Genomic DNA, 24,918 nt, shown 5'->3' with positions numbered 1-24,918 from the left:
TCTGCGACTAGGACAGCTTTGCATTTGACAGGATCGCCGAACTGCTCCAGCGGACAGCGTCTACAGCGATGCCGCGCCCTTCCTCGGTTCCTTGGCCCCCAGTCTGTCGAGCGCAAGCCGAACCTGGCGCAGATCGTCCTGCCAGCCGTCGTCGTCGCCCATCGGGCCCTCCGTCGCCGCCCGCTGCAGCCCGCGCGCCTCGGATTCGATCTTGCGCAATTCAGCGATCTTCTGGTCGGAAGTCAGGGAGCCGTCTTCGACGATCTCCAGTATCCTCATTTCCCTGAACGTGGCCATGGCGTTCCTCCTGCCTGATACCGACCACAACGCCGGGAGCAGGTCCCTGTTCCAGCCGGATCTTGGTTCCAGCGGACACGCGGCAGGCTCATCGGAGACGGCTACGCGCTCGAAAACGCCTGTGGTCATTCAGCCGGAAAGAAGGCGGGACTGACCACACGCACGGTCCGCTTGCCGGCCCCTATCGACTGCGGCTAGGCGGCACCCGGAGCCTCGATATCGGATTCTGGAATTGCCGCGACGCTGCCGAGGTCCGACTTTGCCTGAGGCAAAGGGATGATGGCATTGGTCATGTTCGTGGGCGTCACCGTCCTGGCCCTCGGTTCGGCAACCCGCTGATAATAACGCTTGACGTCACAGGCCTTGAAATTGGCATCGTCACGATACCGGAAAGCTGCCGGCAACTCGGTGTATGGTTTGCGCGTGTCGAGCGCCACCATGCTGTCGGTTTCCTGGCTGATATCGCTCAGCGTGTAGAGATCGACCGCCGGATCGTCGCAGATGTAACGGCATTGATCGGCCATTTCCTTGAGATCGCCGCTGCCGGCGAATTGCGACTTTGGCGCGGGGAAGAAATACCCGTCCGAAAGGCGGACGCAAAGCAGCATCGCATTGCCGCCGGTCGTGGCCCCGGCCGCCGCCGTCTCGGATTGGGCCTTCGGCGCCGGGCGCTCCTGCTTTGCCCCCGACGGACAGCCGAGCGCTGCGAACCGCGCCTGCGGGCCGGAATTGTCACGCCCGGAATTGGACGCAGCCGCAATCTGGCGCTGCACCTCCGTCCGGTTTCGAGCCAGGTCGGCGCAGGCGTTGAAGAAGCTGCCCGCGGCACTTTGCGCGGTACACTTGCGCTGCCTCTCCAGGCCCTGAATTGCCGCGAGCTGGCGACGAAGCTAAGCCAGTGCCGGGCTCGCGCCTCCGCCGCGGCCAGCGGACAGCAACTGATTTCTGATCGCACCACAACTGTCCGCGTAGGAAGATGTTGTGCCGAACCCAAACGCAACGATCGATACCAGCGCGATCATCATGAAAAGACAGAAACGGGTCATCTGAATGCCACGGTCCTTGTCGCCGATGGTCCGGAACCACGCTCTTTCGACTTGGGTAAATTACCAATAAATGAGATATACCTAATATTACAAGACTTCTGACCGAGAAGAGCTTCATCTAGTGCAATATAATCCTGCCTATAAATTCGACATTACATTTTTATTTCAAGATTGAGACGAATCGGAAAACAACGGAGACAGACCTGCGGCCGTCGGCAGACCGATGCGTCGAGCCATGCGATCAATCAGGCGTTACCGGTGTCTGGCCTTGAAACCTTTGCCCGCATTGCTGCGTTGAAGCGCGAAGGAGAACGCAGATGTCGATCCACTTCACGGTATCGGAACTGACGAGAAATCTTTTTCATTCTCTCGGGCTGGATCACGAACGTGCCCCGCGGCCGCTCAATCCCGAGCAAAACCTGTTGCTTGAGTGCTATCTGGCCGGGCAGATTCCGGAATCGGCCTGGAGCGACTATGTCTTCGAGACTCCGGATCTGGCACGGCATGCCGAAGTACGGCGCCTGAGCCGTTGATCCGGCGATCGGGGGAAAGACGTTCGACCCCGCTCTCCGATTCAGACGAACCAGCCACGCCCCACGCTGATGCCCACTCCATCGCAGGCTTTTTTGGGTGTGCCGCTACTTGGGCGAAACGAATTGCTGCGTGAACACGTTGCCGGCAATTCCTTGCGACAGTTCCGGCGATAAACTCAGCGGCGTGCAATTCTTCACCGCAGTTATTGCCGCATCGATGAACGACTGACGCGCCTTGTCGTCGCCGGCCACCTTGACGGCGGTTGGTCGCGGCTGTCCGATCAGAGTACCGTCGCGCTTGAAACTGAAGCTCAGGGTTACAGTCGAATTCCCGGCGTCGCCAGGCGGCGTCCAGCACGACTGGATCGCGGCCCCGACATCGTCCATGGTGTGGAGCGTTGCGGCAACCGATGTGCATACGACACCTGCCGACAGCACACCCGCAATCACCAGCTTTGCAATGCTTTTCATCGCAAGCCTCATCGTCACGACCAGCCGGCAATCCGCGTCGGACTGCCGGAATCGATGGTAGGGCCGATTGAGGCGATGGCAATATCCCTTGCCAAAAAGTTGTTCGGAGAGAGCCTACCGCGAAGCCGCCGGGGCGCCTGACCGTGGCCGATGCGAGCCAATGCCGAAAGCAAAAAGGCCGGCACTGAGCCGACCTTTCCTTTCCGCCTCGACGGTTGCGCCAGTACATCCGTGGTCGCGGGCCGAAAGCGAATTGTTTCCAGTAGACAGGCTATTGGTAAACCAAACCTTAACGTGCCGACCGTCTCACGCACCAAGCACGAATCGATAGCCGCGAAGATCGCCTCTTTGCGGTAGGATGGCCTATGCGACCGCCCTGAACTCGGCTTCCGGCATCGTCCCGAGCCCGGCGCACTCCGCGCACACCACGGTCTTTCCGGGACAACCGCTTTGATGCGTCCCATGCGGGCAGCAATGCCCTTTTGACGCATGCCATCTGGAGCAATCGAAAACCTTGCCGCCGCCATGGCAGTGCGCGCATGTCATCTTCACGGAAGTCATTCCAAACTCTACCCGAACCCAAAATCCGCGTTGCCGCGAAAGCTACCCCCCGCACGCAAGTATCAGAGATCGCAGTGCTTTCAAGCGCCGCGGCCTGACTTAAATTGGGTGGATTCGGGCATGGGAAATTCCCGGACTCTCGCCGGGCATTGCGCGCTCTTTGGACGTATGCAGAGCCCATGCGGGACTGGTCCGAAATCGTTGGATTGTCTGGAGATCAACGACCGCGCCGTTGCTTGGTACGCCCAAGGGGAATCGAACCCCTGTTCCCGCCGTGAGAGGGCGGTGTCCTGACCGCTAGACGATGGGCGCGTTCAAGAACCGGCGATATAGGCTGACGGCCAGGAAAAAGCAACTGGGGTTCGGCGGCTTTACCGCATCGAGTAAAAAGCGGTCCTCCGCGTTACCGCCTGGGCTCGATCAGGTCCCAGAGATTGCCATGGAGATCGGCGAAAACGGCCACGGTACCATAGGGTTCGAAACGCGGCGCCTCGCGGAATTCGACGCCTTTGTCCAGCATGGCGGCATGGTCGCGGGCAAAGTCGTCGGTTTCGAGGAAGAGGAAGACCCGGCCGCCGGTCTGGTTGCCGATGCTATTCCTCTGCCTCTCGTCGGACGCCTCGGCGAGCAGCAGCCTGGCGCCCTGCCCGTTGGTCGGCGCGACGATCACCCAGCGCTTGCCGCCGCCGAGATCGACATCCTCGAGCAGCAGAAAGCCCAACCGCCCGACATACCATGCGATCGCTTCGTCATAATCGGCGACGACCAGCGTCACGGTCGCGACACGGCGATGTTCGGCGAATCCGGTCATGTCTGCGGCAAGCTCGTTTGCGGCATTGCTGCCTGCCTATTTGTTGCGGATTGCAAAACGGCCGATCAGGCGGCGCTCGGCGATATCATAGACGAAGATCGCACGGCTGCCGTCGGCAAGCTCGGCATCGACAGAGAGACGATCGCCCGACAAGGACTGGCTGACCACCCTGGCGCCCACCGGCAGCACGATATCGCCGCTGGCCGGCTCGCCAGCCGGCGTCTGGACGTCGCCGGACAGCGGCGGGTTGGCCGATGGCGCCTTGCGGGCTTTGTAGACAAGGGCGCCGATCACCACCATAAGAGCAACAAACAAGAGGCCGAGATTGATGACCATGAAGCGGATGAGCTTGCCGCGCAGCTTGTCGACCTCGGGGTCAAGCGGCTTTTCCTGGTCTTCGTCGGCATCGGGCCGGGCCATGGCAAATATTCCGGAATGGTTTTTCGATGAGCGCTCATAGCGAAGAGGCCCCCGAATTGATAGAGGACCTGTTGATGGAGGCCGCGCCCACCTTGCTGGTCGCGGGCGCGGATGCGGCGGGCCAACGCCTGGACCAGTGGCTGGCAGCCGCCCTTGGCCCGGACATGTCACGCAGTCGCGTACAGATGCTGATCAGGCAAGGCGCCGTCGTCATCGACGGCAAGCCGGTCGACGAAACCAAACGCAAGATGAGCGCGGGCGAAAATGTGTCGGTCGCCATGCCGGAACCGGAACCGGCGCAGCCGCGGGGCGAGAACATAGCGCTCGACGTGCTCTACGAAGACGACGAGTTGATCGTCATCAACAAGCCGGCGGGGCTCGTCGTGCACCCCGGCGCCGGCAACTGGACCGGCACCCTGGTCAATGCGCTGATCCACCATTGCGGCGACAGCCTGTCGGGCATTGGCGGGGTGCGCCGGCCGGGCATCGTCCACCGCCTCGACAAGGAGACCAGCGGCGTAATGGTGGTCGCCAAGACCGACCGCGCCCACAAGGCCCTGTCGGAAGCCTTTGCCGACCACGGCCTGACGGGCGACCTCGAACGCGCCTATCTGGCGCTGGTCTGGGGCATACCGCAGAGGCCGACCGGAACGATCGATGCGCCGCTTGGCCGCGCCGCCGACCGGGTGCGCCGCGCTGTCGTGCCGGAAGGCCGCGACGACGCGCGCCACGCCGTCACCCGCTTTGCCGTGCAGGAGCGTTTCGGCGAGGACCAGCGGGAATTCGCCACCGCAAGCCTCGTCGAATGCCGACTGGAAACCGGCCGCACCCACCAGATCCGCGTTCACATGGCCCATATCGGCCATCCCGTCATCGGCGACCCCGATTACGGCCTGGCATTCCGCACCAAGGCCAATCGGCTGCCGGAGCTCTTGAAAAGTCAGGTCAAGGCATTTTCCCGGCAAGCTTTGCATGCCTGGCTCCTTGCATTTCGGCATCCCACTACCCATCTAACGATGAGGTTCGAGGCACCGATGCCGAGGGATATGGAGAAACTCGTCGACGGCTTCAGCAAACTCTGAACCGACCATCAAAAAACCTGACTGTCATTGTTCACTTCAGCGTGACACACTGTTTCGTGTTGAACAAATGCCTGTCTTTTCTGGTTTTGTTCCTGTATAGGATCTGTTGTCGCGGGCGAGCCTTTGGTGCTCGCGTCACATGCCCGCCGCGTTTCGGGGGCATCACTCCAATAGAGAGGGGGCGCTATCATGGCCCAGTCATTACCCAGTATCGTTTCCGGCGAAGGCGGCCTCAGCCGCTATCTCGAAGAAATCCGCCGCTTTCCCATGCTTCAGCCGCAGGAAGAGTACATGCTCGCCAAGCGTTATGCCGAGCATGAAGACACCACGGCCGCGCACAAGCTCGTCACCAGCCATCTCAGGCTCGTCGCCAAGATCGCCATGGGCTATCGCGGCTATGGCCTGCCGATCGGCGAAGTGATCTCGGAAGGCAATGTCGGCCTCATGCAGGCCGTCAAGAAATTCGAACCCGAGCGCGGTTTCCGCCTCGCCACCTACGCCATGTGGTGGATCAAGGCCTCGATCCAGGAATACATCCTGCGCTCGTGGAGCCTGGTCAAGATGGGCACGACCGCCAACCAGAAGCGTCTGTTCTTCAATCTCCGCAAGGTGAAGGGCAAGATCCAGGCGCTGGACGATGGCGACCTCAAGCCCGACCAGATCGCCGAGATCGCCACGCGGCTGAACGTTTCCGAGGCCGAAGTGGTGTCGATGAACCGCCGCCTGTCCGGCGACGCGTCACTCAACGCGCCGATCCGGGCGACGGAAGGCGAGTCCGGCGAATGGCAGGACTGGCTGGTCGACGACCACGAAAGCCAGGAAGAAATGCTGATCGAGCAGGACGAGTTGGAAAACCGGCGCGGCATGCTGTCGGGCGCGCTGGCCGTGCTCAACGATCGCGAGCGGCGCATCTTCGAGGCGCGTCGCCTCGCCGAGGAGCCGCTGACGCTTGAGGAACTGTCGGCCGAGTTCGACATCAGCCGCGAGCGCGTTCGCCAGATCGAGGTGCGCGCCTTCGAAAAGGTGCAGGATGCCGTCAAGGCCGCCGCCAAGCGCCAGATGCAGGCGCTGCGCACCATCGAGGCACAGCCAGCGGCGTAAAGCCGGGATCGGCTACGAAACAAACGGCGGCGTCAGGAAACTGGCGCCGCCTTTTTGTACGCCGCAGCCGGAGCCACGGTTGCCTCAAAGCCCATCCAGCGGAAACTTGAGGTACCGCCGGCCATTGGCTTCAGGTTCCGGCAGCCGCCCGCCGTTCATGTTGACCTGCAGCGCATGCAGGATCAGTCGCGGCATCGGCAATGTGCGGTCGCGCGCCTCGCGCAGCGCGACGAACTCAGCCTCTGTGCGCGCGGCGACAAGATGGATGTTGGTGGCCCTCTGCGCTGCCACGGTGCTTTCCCACAGGGGCTCGCGGCCACCGGCCTGATAATCATGGCCGACGAAGACGCGCGTCTCGTCCGGCATCGCCAGGATGCCCTGGATCGAGCGCCAGAGCCGCGCGGCGCTGCCGCCGGGGAAATCCGTCCTCGCCGTGCCGCTGTCGGGCATGAACATCGTGTCATGCACGAAGGCCGCATCCCCCACCACATAGGTGATCGACGCCAGCGTATGTCCGGGTGAGAACAGCACCTTGACCGGAAGGGTCCCGATCCGGAACGTCTCGCCCTCCGCGAACAGCCTGTCCCACTGCGTTCCGTCGGCGGGAAAATCCGGCCAGTTGTAGATGACCTTCCACAGCGCCTGGACGTCGACGATCCTGTCGCCGATCGCCATCGGCGCTCCGGTCTTCTGTTTCAGGTAATGCGCCGCCGAGAAATGGTCGGCGTGCGGATGGGTATCGAGGATCCATTCGAGCTCCAGCCCATTTTCCCCGACGAAATCGAGCAGGGCATCCGCGCTCCTCGTACCAGTTGCGCCGGATTTCTCGTCGAAATCAAGGATCGGATCGATGATGGCGCATCGCTTCGTCGCGGGGTCCGCGACGACATACTGGATGGCCCCGGTCGGCTTGTCATAGAAGCCGCTGACCAAAGGCCTGGCCAAAGCTACATCCACATCCGGCTCCCTTACCCCAAGGCCGGCAGGAACGATTTTCTCTACCGGAACCCATTGGGAGCATCGTTGTCCGCTCCTGCGGGCCAGTCAAGCATGACTTGGCTCGCAGGAGCGGAAAAGCCAAAAACTGTTCCGACACGCTGGCTTCAGGCGGAAGGCTGCTTGGTCTTCCTGAGATAGGGCAGGATGGTCTCGTAGGCGCCGAAGCGCTTGGTTGCATCCTCGTTGGAAACGGCGGCCGTGATGATGACGTCCTCGCCCTGCTTCCAGTTCGCCGGCGTCGCCACCTGGTGCTTGGCGGTGAGCTGCATGGAATCGACCGCGCGCAGGATCTCGTCGAAGTTGCGCCCCGTCGTCATCGGGTAGGTCAGCACCAGCTTGATCTTCTTGTCCGGTCCGATGACGTAGACCGAGCGCACGGTAGCATTGTCGGCGGGCGTGCGGCCTTCCGAGGTTTCGCCGGCGCCGCCTGGCAGCATGTCATAGAGCTTGGCGACCTTGAGGTCCTTGTCGCCGATCAGCGGATAATGCACCGAATGGCCGGTCGCCGTCTTGATGTCGTCCTGCCATTTACCGTGGCTTTCGACCGGGTCGACCGAAATGCCGATGATCTTGACGTTGCGCTTCTTGAACTCGCCCTCGAGCCCCGCCATCGTGCCAAGCTCGGTCGTGCAGACCGGCGTGAAATTCTTCGGATGGCTGAACAGGATCGCCCAACCGTCGTCGATCCAGTCATGGAACTTGATGGTCCCTTGCGTGGTCTCGGCGGTGAAGTCCGGCGCGATGTCGTTGATACGAAGACTCATGACCTATCCCTACCCTTGTGAAATATAGCCGGCATTCTTTTGCCGGCCGGCGCCGGCACCTAATCGTACCACCGCAGCGTGACTGATTAAACGCCGGAGATGACGGCTATCGCCCGACGGGCAAAATTTTTCCGCGCCTGCGGGGCGAAAAATAGAGCGTGACATCGGGCATGAGACAGACGTCAGGGATCGGGGAGGCGCGCCTCAGGCCTTGTTGATCGCCAGCGACGTCGCCAGATCTTCCATGCGCTGCGCCAGGGCCCCGAGAGCGTTGGTCAGCACGCTGTCGCTCTTGTCGGCCTTGGTCAGCGCCTCGTCGCGCGTCTTGCGCAAGGTCAGCACCTCGCTCTCCATGCCCTTGACGCGCTTCTGCAGCTCGGAGAGCTCGTCCATCACCATGATGCCGGCCATGACGGTCAGCCGCTGGTCGCCGATCTCGCCAAAAGAATCCTTCAGATGCGAGACATAACGGTCGAAGCGTTCGGCGAGGTCGATCAGATGCTCTTCCTGGCCCTCGTCGCAGGCCATGCGGTACTGCTTGCCGTCGATTGAAACCGTGACCTGTGCCATCGGGCCAGCTCCTATCTGTCCAACACGGCGCGGATGGTTTCCATCGCGGTCACCAGCCGTCGCGATACTTCCTTGTTGGCGTCTTCCAGCCGTTCGGCGCGCGCTTCGGAATTGTCGAGCTCCTGCGCCAGCCGGGAGCGATCGGCATTCATCCGCTGCACTTCGGCCTCGGCTTCCGAATAGTCCCGCTCATGCTCGAGCTTGGCCGCGACGGCGTTTTCCAGCCCTTCTATGGCCTTACCCAGCCTGACGATTACTTCCTTGAGCGTGGTTTCCCCGGTCATGGCCTTCGTCCTGCCCTGCCCATCACCGAATCGTTCGCGTTCAGAACGCGTTATCCAGGAAACATTAGGCACCGGGTGAAGGCAACGTCAACAAAGCTCTCGCGACTGTCCCCCGCTAACGCTAAAGTAGGCCTGCCTGCGGCATCACAAGACCGGCAAATCTGCACCCGATTTGTTGACTAAAAGCCCGCGCCTGCTATGTGTCGCGCACCCTTTTCAAGGGCTCTCCCAAGCCCCCAAACCCCCACCCTGGAGGTACCATGACGTCGCGTGAACAACATGACCGGATGGCCAATGCGATCCGTTTCCTCTCCATGGACGCCGTCGAGAAGGCGAATTCCGGCCATCCCGGCCTGCCCATGGGCTGCGCCGACGTCGCCACGGTGCTGTTCACCCGCTTCCTGAAATATGACCCCAAGGCCCCGCACTGGGCCGACCGCGACCGCTTCATCCTGTCGGCCGGCCATGGCTCGATGCTGCTCTACTCGTTGCTGCATCTGACCGGCTACGAAGACATGACCATCGATCAGATCAAGCACTTCCGCCAGCTGGGTTCGAAAACGGCCGGCCATCCCGAATACGGTCATGCCACCGGCATCGAAACCACGACCGGCCCGCTCGGCCAGGGCCTCGCCAATTCGGTCGGCTTCGCGCTCGGCGAGCGCATCATGAACGCCGCCTTCGGCAACGACCTCGTCGACCATTACACCTACGTGCTGGCCGGCGACGGCTGCCTGATGGAAGGTGTTTCCCAGGAAGCCATCGCGCTTGCCGGTCACCTCAAGCTCAACAAGCTGATCGTCTTCTGGGACAACAACAACATCTCGATCGACGGCCCGGTCTCGCTCGCCGACAACACCGACCAGGTCGCGCGCTTCCAGGCCTCCGGCTGGAACGCCAGCCACATTGATGGCACCGATCCCGAAGCGATCGCCTATGCCATCGAGGCCGCCCGCCATTCCGACAAGCCGACGATGATCGCCTGCAAGACGACCATCGGCTTCGGCGCGCCGACCAAGGCCGGCACCAACAAGGCGCACGGCTCGCCGCTCGGTGCCGACGAGATCGCCGGCGCGCGCAAGTTCTTCAACTGGGATTCTCCGCCCTTCGAAATCCCGGCCGACATCCTCGATGCCTGGCGCACCGCCGGCAAGGCCGGCGTCAAGGCGCGCACAGACTGGGAAGGCCGCCTCGCCAAGGCCGATCCGAAGCTGAAGGCAGAGTTCGAGCGCCGCACCGCGGGCAAGCTGCCGGCGAACTTCGACGCCGTCATCGTCGACTACAAGAAGAAGCTTACGGCCGACAAGCCGAAGGTCGCCACCCGCAAATCCTCGGAGATGGCGCTGGAAGTCATCAACGGCGCGGTACCGGAAACCATCGGCGGTTCGGCCGATCTGACCGGCTCCAACAACACCAAGACCAGCCAGACCAAGAACATCACGCCGGACGATTACGGCCAGCGCTATGTTCACTACGGCATTCGCGAGCATGGCATGGCCGCGGCCATCAACGGTTTGACGCTGCATGGCGGCCTCATCGCCTATGGCGGCACCTTCCTGTGCTTCTCCGACTATGCCCGCCCGTCGATGCGGCTTGCCTCGCTGATGGGCATCCGCTCGATCTTCGTCATGACCCATGATTCCATTGGTCTGGGCGAAGACGGCCCGACCCACCAGCCGGTCGAGCACATGGCGGCCCTTCGCGCCATTCCCAATCACAATGTGTTCCGTCCGGCCGACGCGGTCGAAACCGCTGAATGCTGGCAGATCGCGCTCGAATCCGAAAAGACGCCGTCGACGCTGGCGCTGACCCGTCAGAACCTGCCGACCGTGCGCACCGAGTTCACCGAAAACAACCTGAGCAGCCTGGGGGCCTATGAACTCGCCGCCGCCAGCGGTGAAGCCGCGGTGACGATCTTCGCCACTGGCTCCGAGGTCGAGATCGCGCTCGGCGCCCGCGACCTTCTGGAAAAGCATGGCCACCCGACCCGTGTCGTCTCGGTGCCTTGCTTCGAACTGTTCGACAAGCAGAGCGACGCCTATCGCAAGAAGACGATCGGTTCGGCACCGATCAAGATGGCGATCGAGGCCGGCATCCGCCAGGGCTGGGATCATCTCATCGGATCCGATGGCATCTTCATCGGCATGACCAGCTTCGGTGCCTCGGGCACCATCGAGCAGCTCTATCCGCATTTCGGTATCACCGCCGATGCGGCTGCCAAGGCAGCGGAAGCCCGCCTGCACGGCAAATGAGGCCCGGGCATGTCGCCCAAAAGTGTATAGCGGTTTTGGGATAACGACATGCACGAAACAAAATTACCGGCGAGATCGCGTGAAAAGCGGTTTCGCCGGACTGGCCTAACCTAATCGATTTAAATCCAGCCCGCTGCGGCTGGATTCTTCGCCCGTCCGCCGCTATGAAGCTGCGGACCAATCGTCTGCCTTCCAGCTCCCAGGGAGAGAACAATGACCGTCAGAGTTGCCATCAACGGATTTGGCCGCATCGGCCGCAACATCCTGCGTGCCATCCATGAGTCCGGCCGCAGGGACATCGATGTCGTCGCCGTCAACGATCTCGGCCCGGTCGAGACCAATGCCCACCTGCTGCGCTTTGACAGCGTGCACGGCCGTTTCCCCCATGAAGTGTCGGTCGACGGCGACCAGATCACCGTCGGCAGGGAGAAGTTCAAGGTCACCGCGATCAAGGACCCGACGCAGTTGCCGTGGAAGGAACTCGGCGTCGACATCGCGCTCGAATGCACCGGCATCTTCACCGCCCGCGACAAGGCCGCCGCGCACCTGACCGCCGGCGCCAAGCGCGTGCTGGTCTCGGCGCCTGCCGACGGCGCTGATCTGACCGTCGTCTACGGCATCAACCACGACAAGCTGACCAAGGACCACATCGTCATCTCGAATGCGTCCTGCACCACCAATTGCCTGGCGCCGCTCGCGGCCGTCCTGCACGAGACGGTCGGCATCGAAAAGGGCATGATGACGACGATCCATTCCTACACTGGCGACCAGCCGACGCTGGACACCATGCACAAGGATCTCTACCGCGCCCGCGCCGCCGCCCTGTCGCAGATCCCGACCTCGACCGGTGCCGCCAAGGCCATCGGCCTCGTCCTGCCCGACCTCAAGGGTAAGCTCGACGGCATCTCGATCCGCGTGCCGACGCCGAATGTCTCGGTCGTCGACTTCAAGTTCATCGCCAAGCGTTCGACCACGGTACAGGAAATCAACGAGGCGGTGATCGCCGCCTCCAACGGCAGGCTGAAGGGCATCCTCGGCGTCACCCATCACCCGAACGTGTCGATCGACTTCAACCACGATCCGCGCTCCTCGATCATGGCGCTCGACCAGACCAAGGTGATGGACGGCAACTTCGTTTCGGTGTTGTCGTGGTACGACAATGAATGGGGCTTCTCCAACCGCATGGGCGACACCGCCGTCGCTTTCGGCAAGACCATCGCCTGATCGAAGATCCGTCTTCTCGACACTCGAAACGCCCGGCTTCGTCCGGGCGTTTTTCGTTTACCGGAGCAGCAGCGCGAAAATCAGTGGCGCTGGGCAAAAAACCACCCTCCCGCCTTGCACTGGTCACGCCTTCGCCCCACTCTGCCGTAAAGCCAGGAGGCAGAGGAATTCGAGGGGCAAATCACGGATGGAGCATGCGATCTATCTCGTCACGCTGGTTGGCACAGCGCTTGTCGTCGCCGCCGCGTTTTCGAGCCTGATCGCCTTCCGCTTCGGCGCCCCGCTCCTGCTCCTGTTTCTGTGCATCGGGCTCGCCACCGGAACCGACGGCCTCGGCATCCAGTTCGACAACGCCCGTATCGCCTATTTTGCCGGCTCACTGGCGCTCGCCGTCATCCTGTTCGATTCCGGTTTCGGCACGCCGCTCAACGCCTTGCGGCAGGCGGCAGGACCAGCCCTGTCGCTGGCGACCTTCGGCGTGCTTCTCACCACCGGCCTGTTCGGCGCCGCCGCCTACTACCTGCTCGACCTCAGCTGGCTGGAATCCTTCCTGCTCGGTGCCGCCGTCGCCTCGACCGACGCGGCCGCGGTGTTCTTCCTGCTGCGCGCCGGCGAGATCAATCTGCGCGAGCGCGTGCGCTCCACGCTCGAGGTGGAATCGGGCACCAACGATCCGATCGCCATCTTCCTGACCATCACGCTGGTCGAGGTCATTGCCGCCCATGCCAATCCCGAAGCCAATGTCCTGGTCACCAATCTGATCCTCGGCTTCCTCGTCAACATGGGCCTCGGCGCCATCGTCGGCGTGCTTGGCGGCCTCGCCATCGTGCGCCTAGTCGATCGGCTCAACCTCGACCATGGCCTGCTGCCGATCTTCGTGCTGACCCTGTCGCTGATGGTCTTCGCCGCCGCCGGCGCGATTGGCGGGTCGGGCTTCCTGGCCGTCTATATCGCCGGGCTCATCGCAGGCAATTCCGACATCCGCGCCGTCACCATCCTGAAGCGTTTCCAGGATGGCATGTCGTGGCTGGCGCAGATCATCATGTTCCTCATCCTCGGCCTGTTCGCGACGCCCTCGCAATTTCCGGCGATCATGGTGCCTGCGATAGCCCTTGGCCTGTTCCTGATGTTCATTGCCAGACCTGTCGCCGTGTGGCTTTGCCTGGTCCCGTTCCGCCTGCCGCGTCCCGAAGTCGCTTTCGTCTCCTGGGTCGGGCTGCGCGGTGCCGTATCCATCCTGCTCGCCATCACACCGCTGCTCGGCGGGCTGGAGAACGGCCGCACCATCTTCAACGCCGCCTTCATCATCGTTCTGGTGTCGCTGGTCATCCAGGGCTGGACCGTCGGTCCGCTGGCGCGTCGCCTGGGCCTGATCGTGCCGGCGCGGCTCGGACCTCTGGACAAGGTCGAACTGGAGCTGCCCGGCTCCGCGCATCACGAACTCCTTGCCTATCGTGTGGCGCCAGGCAGCCCGGTGGCGCGCGGCGAGCGCATCCCGCGCTGGGCGCGGCCCTCGCTGGTGCTGCGTGACGGCCGCTCGATGCGTTTCCAGGACATGGGCCGGCTCGCTGCCGGCGATCAGGTCTACATCTTCGTGCCCGACCGCTATCCGCGCCTGCTCGACAAGCTGTTCGCCAGCCGCGCCGTGGTCGATCCGGACGATGCCGATTTTTTCGGCGCCTTCGCCGTCGACCCCGAACGCTCCGCCGCCGAACTGGAAGTCGCCTATGCGCCCGGTCTCACCGAGGCCGAGCAGAAGCAAACAGTCGGCGCCCTGGTCACGGCGCGGCTCGGCGGCCATGCCGAATATGCCGACCGGGTTCTGCTTGGCCCGATCGAGCTGATCGTCAGGGATGTCGACGACAAGGGCAGGATCACAGGTCTCGGCCTCTCTTTCGAGCCGACCGCACCGGTGGCGCGCGTGCCTGTCTTCCTGAGCGCCGGCGAGATCGGCGACCGTCTCGGTGCCTTTATCCGCAAGTGGCGCAAGCCGGCCGGGGCGCAGGTAACGGCACAGGCGGATGACGGCCCTGAGCCGCCGGTCGAGAAGGCATCGGCCGAAAGCTGACGCGGGCGATCGTTGCACCACCCCGACATAAGCCGGGCGTCTTCACGGACTATGTCCCCGCCCGTCTCAAAATTTCGCATCCGACCCCGGCCAAAGCCTTGCATCGCCGCCGATGCGGGGTATGGTCCCGGCGATTTTCAGACGAAAGGGACCGGCATGGCTGCCTTCAAGACACTGGACGATATCGGCAACATCAGCGGCAAGCGCGTGCTGGTGCGCGTCGATCTCAACGTTCCCGTCGCAGACGGCAAGGTCACCGACGCCACCCGCATCGAGCGCATCGCACCGACCATCGCCGAATTGTCCGGGAAGGGCGCCAAGGTCATCCTGCTCGCCCATTTCGGCCGGCCCAAGGATGGCCCCTCGCCCGAATTCTCGCTGGAGCCTATCGCCAGGGCAACCGCTGAGGTGCTCGGCCGCCCCGTCGGCTTCGCCAGCGATTGCGTCGGCGACACGGCAGGCAGCGCTATCGCCGCCATGGACAAGGGCGACGTGCTGCTCCTGGAAAACACCCGCTTCTACAAGGCCGAGGAGAAGAACGACCCGGCCTTTGCCGAACGGCTCGCCGCCAATGGCGACATCTTCGTCAACGATGCCTTTTCCGCCGCCCACCGCGCCCATGCCTCGACCGAAGGGCTGGCGCATCTCTTGCCTTCCTTTGCCGGCCGCACCATGCAGGCCGAACTCGAGGCACTGGAGAAGGGCCTGGGCAATCCGGTGCGTCCGGTCGTCGCCATCGTCGGCGGCGCCAAGGTCTCGACCAAGATCGACCTGTTGATGAACCTGGTGAAGAAAGTCGACGCGCTGGTCATCGGCGGCGGCATGGCCAACACCTTCCTCGCCGCGCGCGGCACCGATGTCGGCAAGTCGCTGTGCGAGCACGATCTCGCCCCGACCGCCAAGCAGATCATGATCGAGGCCGCCGAGGCCGGCTGCGCCATCATCCTGCCGGTCGACGGCGTCGTCGCCAAGGAATTCAAGGCGGGTGCGGCCTGCGAGACCGTCGCCATCTCGGACGTGCCAGCCGATGGCATGATCCTCGATGTCGGCGCCAGAACCGTGACGACGATCGGCGAGTGGATCGATCGCGCGGCGACGCTGGTCTGGAACGGTCCGCTCGGCGCCTTCGAGATCGAGCCGTTCGATCACGCCACGGTGGCTGCAGCCAAGCATGCGGCCGCGCGTACAAAGTCCGGCAAGCTGGTTTCGGTCGCTGGCGGCGGCGACACGGTGGCCGCGCTCAACCACGCCGGTGTCGCCGACGACTTCACCTATGTCTCGACCGCCGGCGGCGCCTTCCTGGAGTGGATGGAAGGCAAGCCCTTGCCCGGCGTCGACGTGCTCAAGCGCTGAGGCGTTCGTCGGCTCGCCGACAATCCGATCAACTCGAGGGGAGCCGGCGGCAGCGCCGGCGACTTTCAATCGATTCGAGCTTTCCGGCATCATTCCTTTGGCGGTAGAGTTCCGTTAAACGCGAACGATACCGTCAAGGAGAGCAACCATGAGCGAACGTCTCGAAGACATTGCCGCCGCGATCGTGGCCAACGGCAAGGGCCTTTTGGCCGCCGATGAAAGCTCCGGCACCATCAAGAAGCGCTTCGATGTCATCGGTGTCGAATCGACCGCCGACAGCCGCCGCGACTACCGCGAGATGATGTTCCGCACCAAGGACGCGATGACCCGGTACATTTCCGGCGTCATCCTTTATGACGAGACCATCCGCCAGAAGGCCGCCGACGGGACGCCGCTGGTCGACATCATCAAGGCATCAGGCGCCATTCCCGGCATCAAGGTCGATGCCGGTGCCAAGCCGCTGGCCGGCTTTCCCGGCGACACCATTACCGAAGGCCTCGACGGGTTGCGCGAGCGCCTTGCCGACTATTACAAGCTCGGCGCCCGCTTCGCCAAATGGCGCGCGGTGATCGACATCGACACGACCAGGGGCGTGCCCTCGGTCACGTCGATCGGCGCGAACACCCATGCCCTCGCCCGCTATGCGGCCCTTTGCCAGGAAGCCGGCATCGTGCCGATCGTCGAGCCTGAAGTGCTGATGGACGGCGCCCACGACATCGACACCTGCTACGAGGTTTCCAAGGCGACGCTGACGAAGCTCTACGACGAACTCTACGCCGCCCGTGTCGTGCTCGAAGGCACGATCCTGAAGCCCAACATGGTGCTCTCGGGAAAAAAATCAGGCACGGTGGACAGCCCCGAGCAAGTAGCCGAAAAAACCATAAAACTGTTCCGCGAGACGGTGCCGGCGGCGGTGCCGGGCATCGCCTTCCTCTCCGGCGGCCAGGAGGACGAGGAGGCGACCGCCAACCTCAATGCCATCAACGCCATCGGCCCGCATCCGTGGAAGCTGACCTTCTCCTATGGCCGCGCGCTGCAGGCCGCGCCGCAGAAGGCCTGGAGCGGCAAGGCCTCGAACGTCGCCGCCGGCCAGGCCGCCTTCACCCACCGTGCCCACATGAATCACCTGGCGGCACTGGGTAAATGGAAGGCGAGCCTGGAACAGGCTGCCTGAAGACCCCCTGCTATTCCTTTCCTTCAAACCCGGGCCGACATGCCCGGGTTTTTTGTTTTGGCGCACCGGCCTTGGGGCAAGGCGTTCGCATTCTTATTTGCTCTGGGCATTCCTGGCAGCGGCGATGTCGGCTTGCGCCCATCCCGTACGTCCTTGGGATGCAGACAGGGAGAAGTTCATGCATCGCAACAAGGTCGTTTCGCGCGAAGACTGGTTCGAGGCTCATAAGGCACATCTGGCCCGCGAGAAGGAACTGACACGGTTACGCGAGCGCGTTGCGGCCGAGCGGCGCGAACTGCCCTGGTTGAAAATCCGCAAGGACTATGTCTTCGAAACCGAACAGGGGCCGAAGAAACTTTCCGACCTGTTCGGCGCCAACAGCCAGCTGATCGTCTACCACTTCATGTTTGGACCGGGATGTACGCATCATTGCGAGGGCTGCTCGTTCCTTGCCGACCATATAGACGGAGCCAATCAGCATCTGAGGCATCACGATGTGTCGGTGGTCGTGGTTTCACGCGCGCCGCTGGCGGAACTGCTGCCCTACAAGCAGCGCATGGGCTGGAAGTTCGACTGGGTGTCGTCCTATGCGTCGGATTTCAACTTTGACATGCAGGTTTCCTTCACCGACAGGCAGATCGCGGCTGGCGACACCACCTATAATTTCGAAACCCGTCCCCGGACATCGAAGGAGCTCCCCGGCATCAGCGTTTTCTACAGGGACGAGAACGGCGACACCTTCCTGACATTCGTTTCGCGTGCCCGCGGCGGCGAACAACTGATCGGCGCCTACCACTATCTGGACCTGACGCCGAAGGGCCGCGATGAGACCGGCCTCTATCGCAACCTGATGGATTGGGTGCGGCTGCACGACGAATATGCAGGCGAGCCGCAAGCGGAGCGCGATCGCCACGACGGCTAGAGTCCACCGAAGTGCGGAGCGGTTTTGCGTTCGGAATAGCGTAAAGCAAAGGGGTAGAGCGTTCGAGGCGATTCTGTTTTCGCCGGAAATGCTCGTTCACCTCGCCCGTGACATGCATTAGATGCTGGTCGCAAACCAGCTCAATGGACCAGCGATGCGACGCTTTCCGACCATTCTCACCTGGCTCGCCTTCCCTGTCTATGTCTGGCAGGGGCTGGGCGTGCGCCGCCGCACCTCGCGCATGCTGCCGGCGCGAGGCCCGGTCATGCACGATCTCGCCGGCAACCCGCCGGTGATCTCGCTGCTGGTGCTGGGCGATTCCTCAGCCGCGTCGGTCGGCATCGGCAATTCCGAAAACGGACTTGCCGCGCAGCTCGCCGTCCTGATTGCACAGCGCACCGGCAGCGCTGTGCGCTGGCGTGCAGCCGGCTTCAATTCGGCGACATCGGGCCAGATTCGCGACCATGTCCTGCCCAATCTGTCGGCCGATCCGTGGACGCACATCGTGCTCGCCATCGGCACCAACGATACCAAGAACTTCCATTCAGTACCGCGTTTCAAGAAGGAGTTCGGCGGCCTGCTCTATGCGCTGCGCGCCAAATGGCCGGAGGCGCGCGTGGTATGGTCACCGGTGCTGGAGTTCACGCGTGCGCCGGCCATGCCGTCGCTGCTCGGCAAGATCCTCGAGATCCGCGCCACCGCGATGAACCGGATGGGCGAACGCCTCTGCCTGGAACGCGGCGCGGTGCCGGCGCCGCGCCTGCCGATCACCAATCCCGAGGCCGGTTTTGCCTCCGACGGGTTCCATGCCTCGGAGGCCGGCTACCGGGCCTGGGCGGAACATCTCGTCGGCCCTGTGCTTGCGGACTGAAAGCCGACGACAGGTGTCGCGAGGGCCTATGTCAAATGCCCGAGCACGGCCGCCAGCGAGATTGCCGCCATGGCGAGCAATGCCAATTTCCAGAAATCGGCGCGGCGCTTGAGCCCGGGCCAACCGACCGGCTTGATGATCTGGATCACCATGAACCCGACAATGACAAGGGCGAGGAGTTTGGTCATGCCGCCTTTGACCAGCAACGCTGTCACCTGTCAAAGCGGTTCGTTCCGTCTCCGGGAAAGAAAGGGCGTCGCGATCCCGAACCGGAACGCGGCGCCCGCCTTGACCGCGCAGCGATCTACTTCAGCGGCTTGAGGCCAGCCTCGATCGAAGCGCGCTTTGCCTCCAGGAACGGCGGCAGGGCGAGGCTTTCGCCGAGCGTTTCCAGCGGCTCGTCGGCGGTGAACCCCGGTCCGTCGGTGGCGATCTCGAACAGGATGCCGTTCGGCTCACGGAAATAGAGCGAGCGGAAGTAGTAGCGCTCGACCTCGCCGCTCGATGGAAGCCGGAATTCGGCCAGGCGTGCCGTCCATTGATGCAACGTCTCCTGGTCGGGCGCCCTGAAGGCAACATGATGAACCGCACCGGCGCCTTGCCTAGCCGGCGCAATCCCAGGCTGCACGGCTACATGAAGCTCCGCCGCCGGCCCGCCCGCGCCCATTTCGAAGACGTGGACCTGGCCCTCACCGTCCGGCGAAGCATAGTCGCGGGCCTTACGCATGTTCATCACGCTGGTCAGCACCGCCTCGGTGTTGGTGATGTCGGGAACACTGATGACGATCGGCCCGAGCCCGCGGATCTGATGCTCCGCCGGCACCGGGCTCTGCGCCCAGGGATGGCTGCCGCCCTTGCCGCCATCGCTGACGAGCCGCAGACGCTGGCCCTCGGGATCTTCGAAATCCAGGCTGGAGTAGCCGCCGATATCGGCAATCTCTCCTGTCACGATGCCTTCGCTGGCAAGGTGCTGCTTCCACCAGGCAAGGCTCTCCCGGCTGCCGACCCTGAGGCTGGTCCGCGCGATGCTGTGCGTGCCGCGCCGTTCGCGGCCGACCGGCCAGTCGAAGAAGGTGAGGTCGGTACCCGGCGTTGCCTCGCCGTCGGCATAAAAGAGGTGGTAGGCCGATGTGTCGTCCTGGTTCACCGTCTTCTTGACCAGCCGCAGCCCCAGCACCCTCGTGTAGAAGTGAAGATTACCGGGCGCATTGGCGGTGATGGCGGTCAGATGGTGAATTCCCGTCAGTTGCAAGCTCATAGTCGTCTCCCTGTTTTTGGGGAAGGATTTTCTCCCTTCATATCAGAACTCCCGTCACGCCGCTGAAGGCCGCCTATCCCGACAGTCCGTCACCACGCGATGAACAATACTGCCCCGATTAGCTGCCCTCCGGTGAACAATCCGCGCCCGCCTGACCCGTCACGGCAAGAACGGAACCGTCGTCGCACGACCTGCCATCCTCCTGACAGACTGCTGTCAGGAGGGGTGTGCGATACTGTTCCCAGTCAGAGAGAGGAGATTGGTCATGAACGGTTTTACCATTCTGCGCGGCATGCAGCACTATGTCGGTAAGATCCGCACGATGCGCAACGAGATCCGGACCCAGCGGTTCATGAATGCGCTGCCCGCCGACATTCGCAAGGATATCGGCTGGCCTGACATGTATGCCGAGCGTCGCCGTCACGGCAATTGAGACGAAATTTTCAGCGCAGCAGTTGGATGCTGACCCATCGGCACCCAGATATCAGGTCCGGCGCGCGAGGGATGGAGCGAGTTCATGCCCGATCAGAAGATAATCGGCTTTCTGTTCATCGAAGGTTTTGCCGACTGGGAATACGGGCTGCTGGCAGCCTCGGCGGTCGAATGGTTCCGCGCTCGCGCCGTGTCGATTACGCCCGAAGGCAAGCCGGTGACCGGAATCAGCGGTTTTCGGCTGACGCCAGACCGGTCAGCCAGCGTCGATGAGAATACCGATCTCGATGCCGTGGCCGTCATCGGTTCCGACCAGTGGGCGGGCAAGGCGCCGCCGGATGCTTCCGAACTGCTGACGGCCGTCGCCAGGCGCGGCGGTGTCGTTGGCGGCATCTGTGCGGGAACGCTTGCGCTGGCCCGCGCCGGCATGTTCGAGAACGCTAGGCACACCAGCAATGGCCGTGACTGGATCAACGGTCACGAAGCCGGCTATGCCGGCGACCTGAACTATCAGGATGTGCCGCATGCCGTGGCTGACGGCAAGATCGTGTCCGCGCCGGGTTCGGCACCGGGCACCTTCGCCCTTGCCTTCCTGCAGACGCTCTATCCCGAGAAAGGCAGCCAACTCGCGCAGATGCGGACGCTGTTCGCCAAGGAGTATGCTGAAGCCTCCTGACAGTATGCTGTCAGGAGGTGCGTGCGATGGTGGGATGATGCGCCTGGCCGGCCGAAAGGACGATCGATGAAGAGTTGGAACGACAGGCTGAACACACCAGGCATCAGCGGCGTGAAACCAACGCCGCGCACGGTGGGGGACGTCCTCGAAGGCCAGCCGATGCTGGTGCCGACCGCGCGCCAGGTCGACGATTTCATCCGCTCGATTCCCGAAGGCGTCGAGATGGATGTCCGCGCGTTGCGCACGGCCCTTGCCATCGAGCACGGCGCCGAAGTGACATGCCCGGTCACCATGGGTTATCATCTGCGCACGGTCGCCGAAGCCGCCAATGAGGACCTTGAGCGCGGCATGACTCTCCGCGACATCGCACCCTTCTGGCGCGTGCTCGATGCGACGACGCCGACAACGAGTAAACTGTCCTTCGGCGCGGATTTCGTCGCCGCGCAGCGCAAGCGCGAAGGGCTGAAACCGTAATGCATGCCATGTGGAAGTGGATCCGGTCCGGGAGCCACGGCATGCATGGGAACGATACTGGGGAAGCAAACGATGCGCCGCGCCGACAGGCTCTTTCAGATCGTGCAGCATCTGCGTGGTGGCCGTCTGGTCACCGCCCAGAAGCTCGGCACGTGGCTCGAGGTTTCCGAGCGAACCATCTATCGCGACATAGCCGACCTGCAGTCGACGGGCGTGCCGATCGACGGCGAGGCCGGCGTTGGCTACATGATGAGGGAGGGTTTCGACCTTCCACCGCTGATGTTCACGCGTGACGAGATCGTGGCGCTGGTCGCCGGCGCGCGAATGGTGCGTGCCTTTGGCGGCGCCGCGATGGCGCGGGCCGCCGACGAGGCGCTGGTCAAGATCGGTGCCGTGTTGCCCGATGCAGAAAAGGACCGCATCGCCCGCACCGAGATCCATACGCCGATGTGGGTGGTCAGCGACGCCGCCCGCGAGGCGATCGATCTGATCGAACGCGCGGTCGAAAAGCGCCAGGTGCTGACCATCGACTACTCGGACGAAGCCGGCCGCGGCACCGCGCGCGATATCAGGCCGCTCGGCCTGTGGTTCTGGGGCAAGGTGTGGACGCTGGTCGCCTGGTGTGAGATGCGCGATGATTTCCGTGCCTTCCGCATCGACCGCATCGCCTCGGTGGTCATCGCAGGGCGCATCTTCAAGCCGGAACGCGGCAAGCAGCTTGCCGATTTCTACCGGGCGGTGGAGCGCAGCGAGGATTACGGCATGGCGCCGGACCGCGCGGCGCGAAGCTGAGATTTGCCCGACCGCACAAAAAAGTCCGCTCGAAGCGGGCTTTTTTGTTGCGTAGGCGAAAGGCCTATTCCTCGTCGTCCGTGTCGGTATCCTTCGACTTCAGCGCCGACAGCTTGGCGAAGACCGCATTGGCGTCGAGCTCCGCATCCTCGTCCTTCGGCTTCTCCGGCGCTGGTACCAGCCGCTCGGTCAATGCCGCCGGCAGCAGCGTGTCGCCGACCGGCTGCGCCTGTTCGCGGCCCCGCGAGGCGCGGTTGACTTCCATGTCGAGGTCGATCTGCGAGGCGAGGCCCAGCGTCACCGGGTCCATCGGCTGCAGATTGGCCGAATTCCAGTGCTTGCGTTCGCGGATCTGCTCGATCGTCGACTTGGTGGTGCCGACGAGGCGCGAAATCTGCGCGTCCTTGAGTTCGGGATGATTGCGCACCAGCCACAGGATGGCGTTCGGCCGGTCCTGGCGCTTCGACAGCGGCGTGTAGCGCGGACCCTTGCGCTTGGATTCCGGCACCCGCACCTTGGGGTCGGAAAGCTTCAGGCGCTGGTTCGGGTCTTTCTCGGCGCGCGCGATCTCGTCGCGGGTCAGCTGACCGGTCATGATCGGGTCCATGCCCTTGATGCCTTGCGCCGATTCGCCGTCGGCGATCGCCTTGACCTCGAGCGGATGCAGCCCGCAGAACTGCGCGATCTGCTCGAAGGAAAGCGCGGTGTTGTCGACCAGCCAGACGGCGGTCGCCTTGGGCATCAGCAGCGTATTGGCCATTTTTAAAAATCCTTCTCGTTCGCCCGCGTTCCCGCGCGGGCGGTGGTTTAGAGCCACCAAAATGGGAAATTCGGGGCCTGTATAACCGTTCCCTGCCTGTTTCGCAATGTCTTTGGAGAAGCCCACCGGAAACCGCGAACCGGCAGTTACCGGAACGGTTCCGTGCCCTTGAGCAACGCGACAAGCTGGCTCTGTTGGCGTGTTCCGGTCTTGGCGAATATCCGTTCGAGATAGGTTCGTCCGGTCTTCACGGTGATGTTGGCGCTTGCCGCCGCCTCCATCAGGGTTCGTCCTTGCGAAAGTGCCGAGGCCAGGCGCGCTTCGGCCGGCGTCAGGTCGAACAAGCCGGCAAGCAGCGTTGGCGACGGAACCATGGCGCTGGCATTCACTGCCGTCGCCGCGATCAGAATGTCGGCGCCCGAGAATATCTCGTGGGCGGAACGGCGCAGGGGCAGGACATGAAGGATCAGTGGCGACCTTTGGGCGGCAGCCGGAACCGGGATGGATCGGACCGAGGGTTCGGTATCCCCGCGCGCGGCGACGACGGCCTGCTGAAACAGGCGATTGGCGTCCGCATCGGCTATTGCCATGCCACCAAAGGCGACCGGCAGGAAGATCGAGCCCATGCTCTCGAACAACGGATTGGCGGCAAGCACACGTCCCCTCGACGAGAGAATTGCCGCCGGCAGTCCCATGGCCGTCATGACGGCCACGGTTCCCTTGGCGCGCTCCAGGCCAAGCCGTGCGGCGATCAGGCTTGCGCGCGCCATTGCCGGCCGCAAACCGTCGAGAATGTCGAAGCTCCGCGCGTCGTAGCCGCCTTCACCAAGCCTTCGCTGGAAGACAAAGATAGCCAATTCGCCGCTAGGCATCGGGATGGCGGTACAGGTATGCGCGCCGATCCCGAGCGCCCGCAGGCGGACCCGGATCGGATCATTCTCGATTTCCTCGGCTGTCAGGAAGCTCTCGACATCGACGAAGCTCGCCGGCTGCACCGCGCACATGCGCGAGACCGCCGTGGAGAACTGCAGCGTATCGCCCAGAAGGAATTCGCTCAACAAGTCCTGCAGCAGCGGCACCGTCCTTCCGCGCACCGGCTGCTCGTCGGCAAACAGGAACACCGCGGCGCCCACCGAGGCGGAGGCGGCATTGATGCCTTCCAGCACCTCCGGCCATAGGTCCGGAACGAAAGCAGCCTCGTAGATCTTGTCGGTAAGATCGTCCAACACGGCGTGGAAGCCTTCGTCGATGCCTGTCCTGCCGGCCACGCGCTCACGCGGCAACCGGTCCCCATCCGTCAAGATGCCATGCCGAAAATAGAGGTCAAGCCTGCTCGGCGACCGATCAGGGCTGCGAACTCGGGTTAACGCGCTTTGGGGATTGCGGCTGATCTGATTCCATGGGGGTCCCATGATTCGGAGCCTCGCCATGACCACTGTCGCCCTTGAAGGATTCGAAAAGTCCCGCCTGAGGTCGCTTCTCGAGCATTTTGGCGAGATCGAAGACCCGCGTGAGCCGTGGCGGGTTGCCCATCCGCTGCCCGAGGTGCTGCTTCTGGTCGTCTGCGGCACGATCTGCGACTGCGAGGATTACGACCTGATAGCAGCGTGGGGAAATGCCCATCTTGACTTCCTGCGCCGCTATCTGCCCTACCATCACGGCGTGCCGGGCGGCCGCTGGCTGACTTTGCTCATGAACCGCATCGATCCGGCGCTGTTTGCCG

General features: G+C 63.2%; 28 protein-coding genes and 1 tRNA gene. 15 read left to right on the top strand and 14 right to left on the bottom strand.

The genetic code is table 11. The annotated features are described in order from the left end of the window. Positions 1–60: 60 nt before the first annotated feature. Together LB543_RS21745 and LB543_RS21740 are read right to left on the bottom strand one after the other, a co-directional pair. Complete coding sequence (locus tag LB543_RS21745; protein WP_140754557.1) at positions 61–297, bottom strand: hypothetical protein; 237 nt, start codon at positions 295–297, stop codon at positions 61–63. 194 nt (positions 298–491) lie between these two features. Continuing rightward, positions 492–1,070 (bottom strand): DUF2865 domain-containing protein, encoded by a 579-nt coding sequence (locus LB543_RS21740; RefSeq protein ID WP_224615506.1) that lies wholly within the window; start codon positions 1,068–1,070, stop codon positions 492–494. Positions 1,071–1,660: 590 nt separating this feature from the next. On the opposite strand from LB543_RS21740, the gene LB543_RS21735 reads away from it, so the two are divergent. Further along, positions 1,661–1,876, top strand: coding sequence for a hypothetical protein (locus LB543_RS21735; protein ID WP_224591381.1), 216 nt, complete (start codon positions 1,661–1,663; stop codon positions 1,874–1,876). A gap of 105 nt (positions 1,877–1,981) precedes the next feature. Here LB543_RS21735 and LB543_RS21730 read toward each other — a convergent pair whose 3' ends face one another. The 4 genes from LB543_RS21730 to LB543_RS21715 all read right to left on the bottom strand — a co-directional run bounded on the left by LB543_RS21730 (position 1,982) and on the right by LB543_RS21715 (position 4,139). After that, positions 1,982–2,347 (bottom strand): hypothetical protein, encoded by a 366-nt coding sequence (locus LB543_RS21730; protein WP_224615505.1) that lies wholly within the window; start codon positions 2,345–2,347, stop codon positions 1,982–1,984. Between the two features lie 798 nt (positions 2,348–3,145). Then, positions 3,146–3,220: transfer RNA gene (locus tag LB543_RS21725), tRNA-Glu, on the bottom strand. Between the two features lie 91 nt (positions 3,221–3,311). Further along, positions 3,312–3,719: a VOC family protein gene (locus LB543_RS21720; RefSeq protein ID WP_224591385.1), complete on the bottom strand. Its 408-nt coding sequence runs from the start codon at positions 3,717–3,719 to the stop codon at positions 3,312–3,314. Between the two features lie 36 nt (positions 3,720–3,755). Beyond that, the gene (locus LB543_RS21715) at positions 3,756–4,139 is read right to left on the bottom strand and encodes a fimbrial protein (RefSeq protein ID WP_224591387.1); all 384 of its coding nucleotides are present in this window, start codon (positions 4,137–4,139) and stop codon (positions 3,756–3,758) included. A gap of 26 nt (positions 4,140–4,165) precedes the next feature. Between LB543_RS21715 and LB543_RS21710 the strand changes: the two genes are divergently transcribed. Continuing rightward, positions 4,166–5,221, top strand: coding sequence for an RluA family pseudouridine synthase (locus LB543_RS21710; RefSeq protein ID WP_224615504.1), 1,056 nt, complete (start codon positions 4,166–4,168; stop codon positions 5,219–5,221). A 189-nt stretch (positions 5,222–5,410) separates the two neighbouring features. Beyond that, positions 5,411–6,322 carry an RNA polymerase sigma factor RpoH gene (gene rpoH, locus LB543_RS21705; RefSeq protein WP_015315375.1) on the top strand — a complete coding sequence of 304 codons (912 nt, stop codon included), beginning with the start codon at positions 5,411–5,413 and terminating at the stop codon, positions 6,320–6,322. An 84-nt stretch (positions 6,323–6,406) separates the two neighbouring features. On the opposite strand, the gene LB543_RS21700 is transcribed toward rpoH, so the two are convergent. The 4 genes from LB543_RS21700 to LB543_RS21685 form a co-directional block, all read right to left on the bottom strand. Then, positions 6,407–7,279: an MBL fold metallo-hydrolase gene (locus LB543_RS21700; protein WP_224615503.1), complete on the bottom strand. Its 873-nt coding sequence runs from the start codon at positions 7,277–7,279 to the stop codon at positions 6,407–6,409. Between the two features lie 146 nt (positions 7,280–7,425). After that, positions 7,426–8,085, bottom strand: a complete 660-nt coding sequence (locus LB543_RS21695; protein WP_224615502.1) for a peroxiredoxin — start codon at positions 8,083–8,085, stop codon at positions 7,426–7,428. Between the two features lie 204 nt (positions 8,086–8,289). Next, positions 8,290–8,655: a cell division protein ZapA gene (locus LB543_RS21690; protein WP_140754571.1), complete on the bottom strand. Its 366-nt coding sequence runs from the start codon at positions 8,653–8,655 to the stop codon at positions 8,290–8,292. Between the two features lie 11 nt (positions 8,656–8,666). Next, positions 8,667–8,939 carry a DUF4164 domain-containing protein gene (locus LB543_RS21685; protein ID WP_224615501.1) on the bottom strand — a complete coding sequence of 91 codons (273 nt, stop codon included), beginning with the start codon at positions 8,937–8,939 and terminating at the stop codon, positions 8,667–8,669. Between the two features lie 260 nt (positions 8,940–9,199). On the opposite strand from LB543_RS21685, the gene tkt reads away from it, so the two are divergent. The 7 genes from tkt (at position 9,200) to LB543_RS21650 (ending at position 18,803) form a co-directional block, all read left to right on the top strand. Continuing rightward, positions 9,200–11,191 carry a transketolase gene (gene tkt / locus LB543_RS21680; protein ID WP_224615500.1) on the top strand — a complete coding sequence of 664 codons (1,992 nt, stop codon included), beginning with the start codon at positions 9,200–9,202 and terminating at the stop codon, positions 11,189–11,191. Between the two features lie 213 nt (positions 11,192–11,404). Beyond that, complete coding sequence (gap, locus tag LB543_RS21675) at positions 11,405–12,415, top strand: type I glyceraldehyde-3-phosphate dehydrogenase (protein ID WP_224615499.1); 1,011 nt, start codon at positions 11,405–11,407, stop codon at positions 12,413–12,415. A 187-nt stretch (positions 12,416–12,602) separates the two neighbouring features. Beyond that, positions 12,603–14,483, top strand: a complete 1,881-nt coding sequence (locus tag LB543_RS21670) for a potassium/proton antiporter (RefSeq protein ID WP_224615498.1) — start codon at positions 12,603–12,605, stop codon at positions 14,481–14,483. 156 nt (positions 14,484–14,639) lie between these two features. Further along, complete coding sequence (locus tag LB543_RS21665) at positions 14,640–15,836, top strand: phosphoglycerate kinase (RefSeq protein ID WP_224615497.1); 1,197 nt, start codon at positions 14,640–14,642, stop codon at positions 15,834–15,836. Between the two features lie 148 nt (positions 15,837–15,984). Further along, on the top strand, positions 15,985–17,010 hold the full coding sequence (locus LB543_RS21660) for a class I fructose-bisphosphate aldolase (RefSeq protein WP_224615496.1): 1,026 nt from the start codon (positions 15,985–15,987) through the stop codon (positions 17,008–17,010). A gap of 178 nt (positions 17,011–17,188) precedes the next feature. After that, entirely contained in the window at positions 17,189–17,932 is a 744-nt protein-coding gene (locus LB543_RS21655; protein ID WP_140809679.1) for a DUF899 domain-containing protein, read from the top strand. Between the two features lie 154 nt (positions 17,933–18,086). Further along, positions 18,087–18,803: an SGNH/GDSL hydrolase family protein gene (locus LB543_RS21650; RefSeq protein WP_224591398.1), complete on the top strand. Its 717-nt coding sequence runs from the start codon at positions 18,087–18,089 to the stop codon at positions 18,801–18,803. A 26-nt stretch (positions 18,804–18,829) separates the two neighbouring features. On the opposite strand, the gene LB543_RS21645 is transcribed toward LB543_RS21650, so the two are convergent. Together LB543_RS21645 and LB543_RS21640 are read right to left on the bottom strand one after the other, a co-directional pair. After that, complete coding sequence (locus LB543_RS21645) at positions 18,830–18,991, bottom strand: hypothetical protein (protein WP_140754587.1); 162 nt, start codon at positions 18,989–18,991, stop codon at positions 18,830–18,832. A 116-nt stretch (positions 18,992–19,107) separates the two neighbouring features. Beyond that, positions 19,108–20,061: a ring-cleaving dioxygenase gene (locus LB543_RS21640; protein WP_224615495.1), complete on the bottom strand. Its 954-nt coding sequence runs from the start codon at positions 20,059–20,061 to the stop codon at positions 19,108–19,110. Positions 20,062–20,326: 265 nt separating this feature from the next. Here LB543_RS21640 and LB543_RS21635 point away from each other — a divergent pair, with 265 nt between their 5' ends. The 4 genes from LB543_RS21635 to LB543_RS21620 all read left to right on the top strand — a co-directional run bounded on the left by LB543_RS21635 (position 20,327) and on the right by LB543_RS21620 (position 22,435). After that, positions 20,327–20,494: a hypothetical protein gene (locus tag LB543_RS21635; protein WP_224615494.1), complete on the top strand. Its 168-nt coding sequence runs from the start codon at positions 20,327–20,329 to the stop codon at positions 20,492–20,494. An 84-nt stretch (positions 20,495–20,578) separates the two neighbouring features. After that, a complete protein-coding gene (locus tag LB543_RS21630) occupies positions 20,579–21,169 on the top strand; it encodes a DJ-1/PfpI family protein (protein ID WP_224615493.1) in 591 nt (196 codons plus the stop codon). Positions 21,170–21,235: 66 nt separating this feature from the next. Further along, positions 21,236–21,643 carry a hypothetical protein gene (locus tag LB543_RS21625; protein WP_224615492.1) on the top strand — a complete coding sequence of 136 codons (408 nt, stop codon included), beginning with the start codon at positions 21,236–21,238 and terminating at the stop codon, positions 21,641–21,643. 72 nt (positions 21,644–21,715) lie between these two features. Further along, on the top strand, positions 21,716–22,435 hold the full coding sequence (locus LB543_RS21620) for a helix-turn-helix transcriptional regulator (RefSeq protein ID WP_013529238.1): 720 nt from the start codon (positions 21,716–21,718) through the stop codon (positions 22,433–22,435). A gap of 64 nt (positions 22,436–22,499) precedes the next feature. On the opposite strand, the gene LB543_RS21615 is transcribed toward LB543_RS21620, so the two are convergent. Next, positions 22,500–23,195, bottom strand: a complete 696-nt coding sequence (locus LB543_RS21615) for a DUF1013 domain-containing protein (RefSeq protein WP_015315358.1) — start codon at positions 23,193–23,195, stop codon at positions 22,500–22,502. A gap of 146 nt (positions 23,196–23,341) precedes the next feature. Further along, on the bottom strand, positions 23,342–24,496 hold the full coding sequence (locus LB543_RS21610) for a helix-turn-helix transcriptional regulator (protein ID WP_224615491.1): 1,155 nt from the start codon (positions 24,494–24,496) through the stop codon (positions 23,342–23,344). 127 nt (positions 24,497–24,623) lie between these two features. Between LB543_RS21610 and LB543_RS21605 the strand changes: the two genes are divergently transcribed. After that, the coding region (locus LB543_RS21605; protein ID WP_224615490.1) for a transposase family protein at positions 24,624–24,918 on the top strand (295 nt) is incomplete at its 3' end.

This window comes from Mesorhizobium sp. ESP7-2, from assembly GCF_020164715.1.
GTDB lineage: Bacteria > Pseudomonadota > Alphaproteobacteria > Rhizobiales > Rhizobiaceae > Mesorhizobium.
This window is presented reverse-complemented; position numbering and strand designations above follow the sequence as displayed.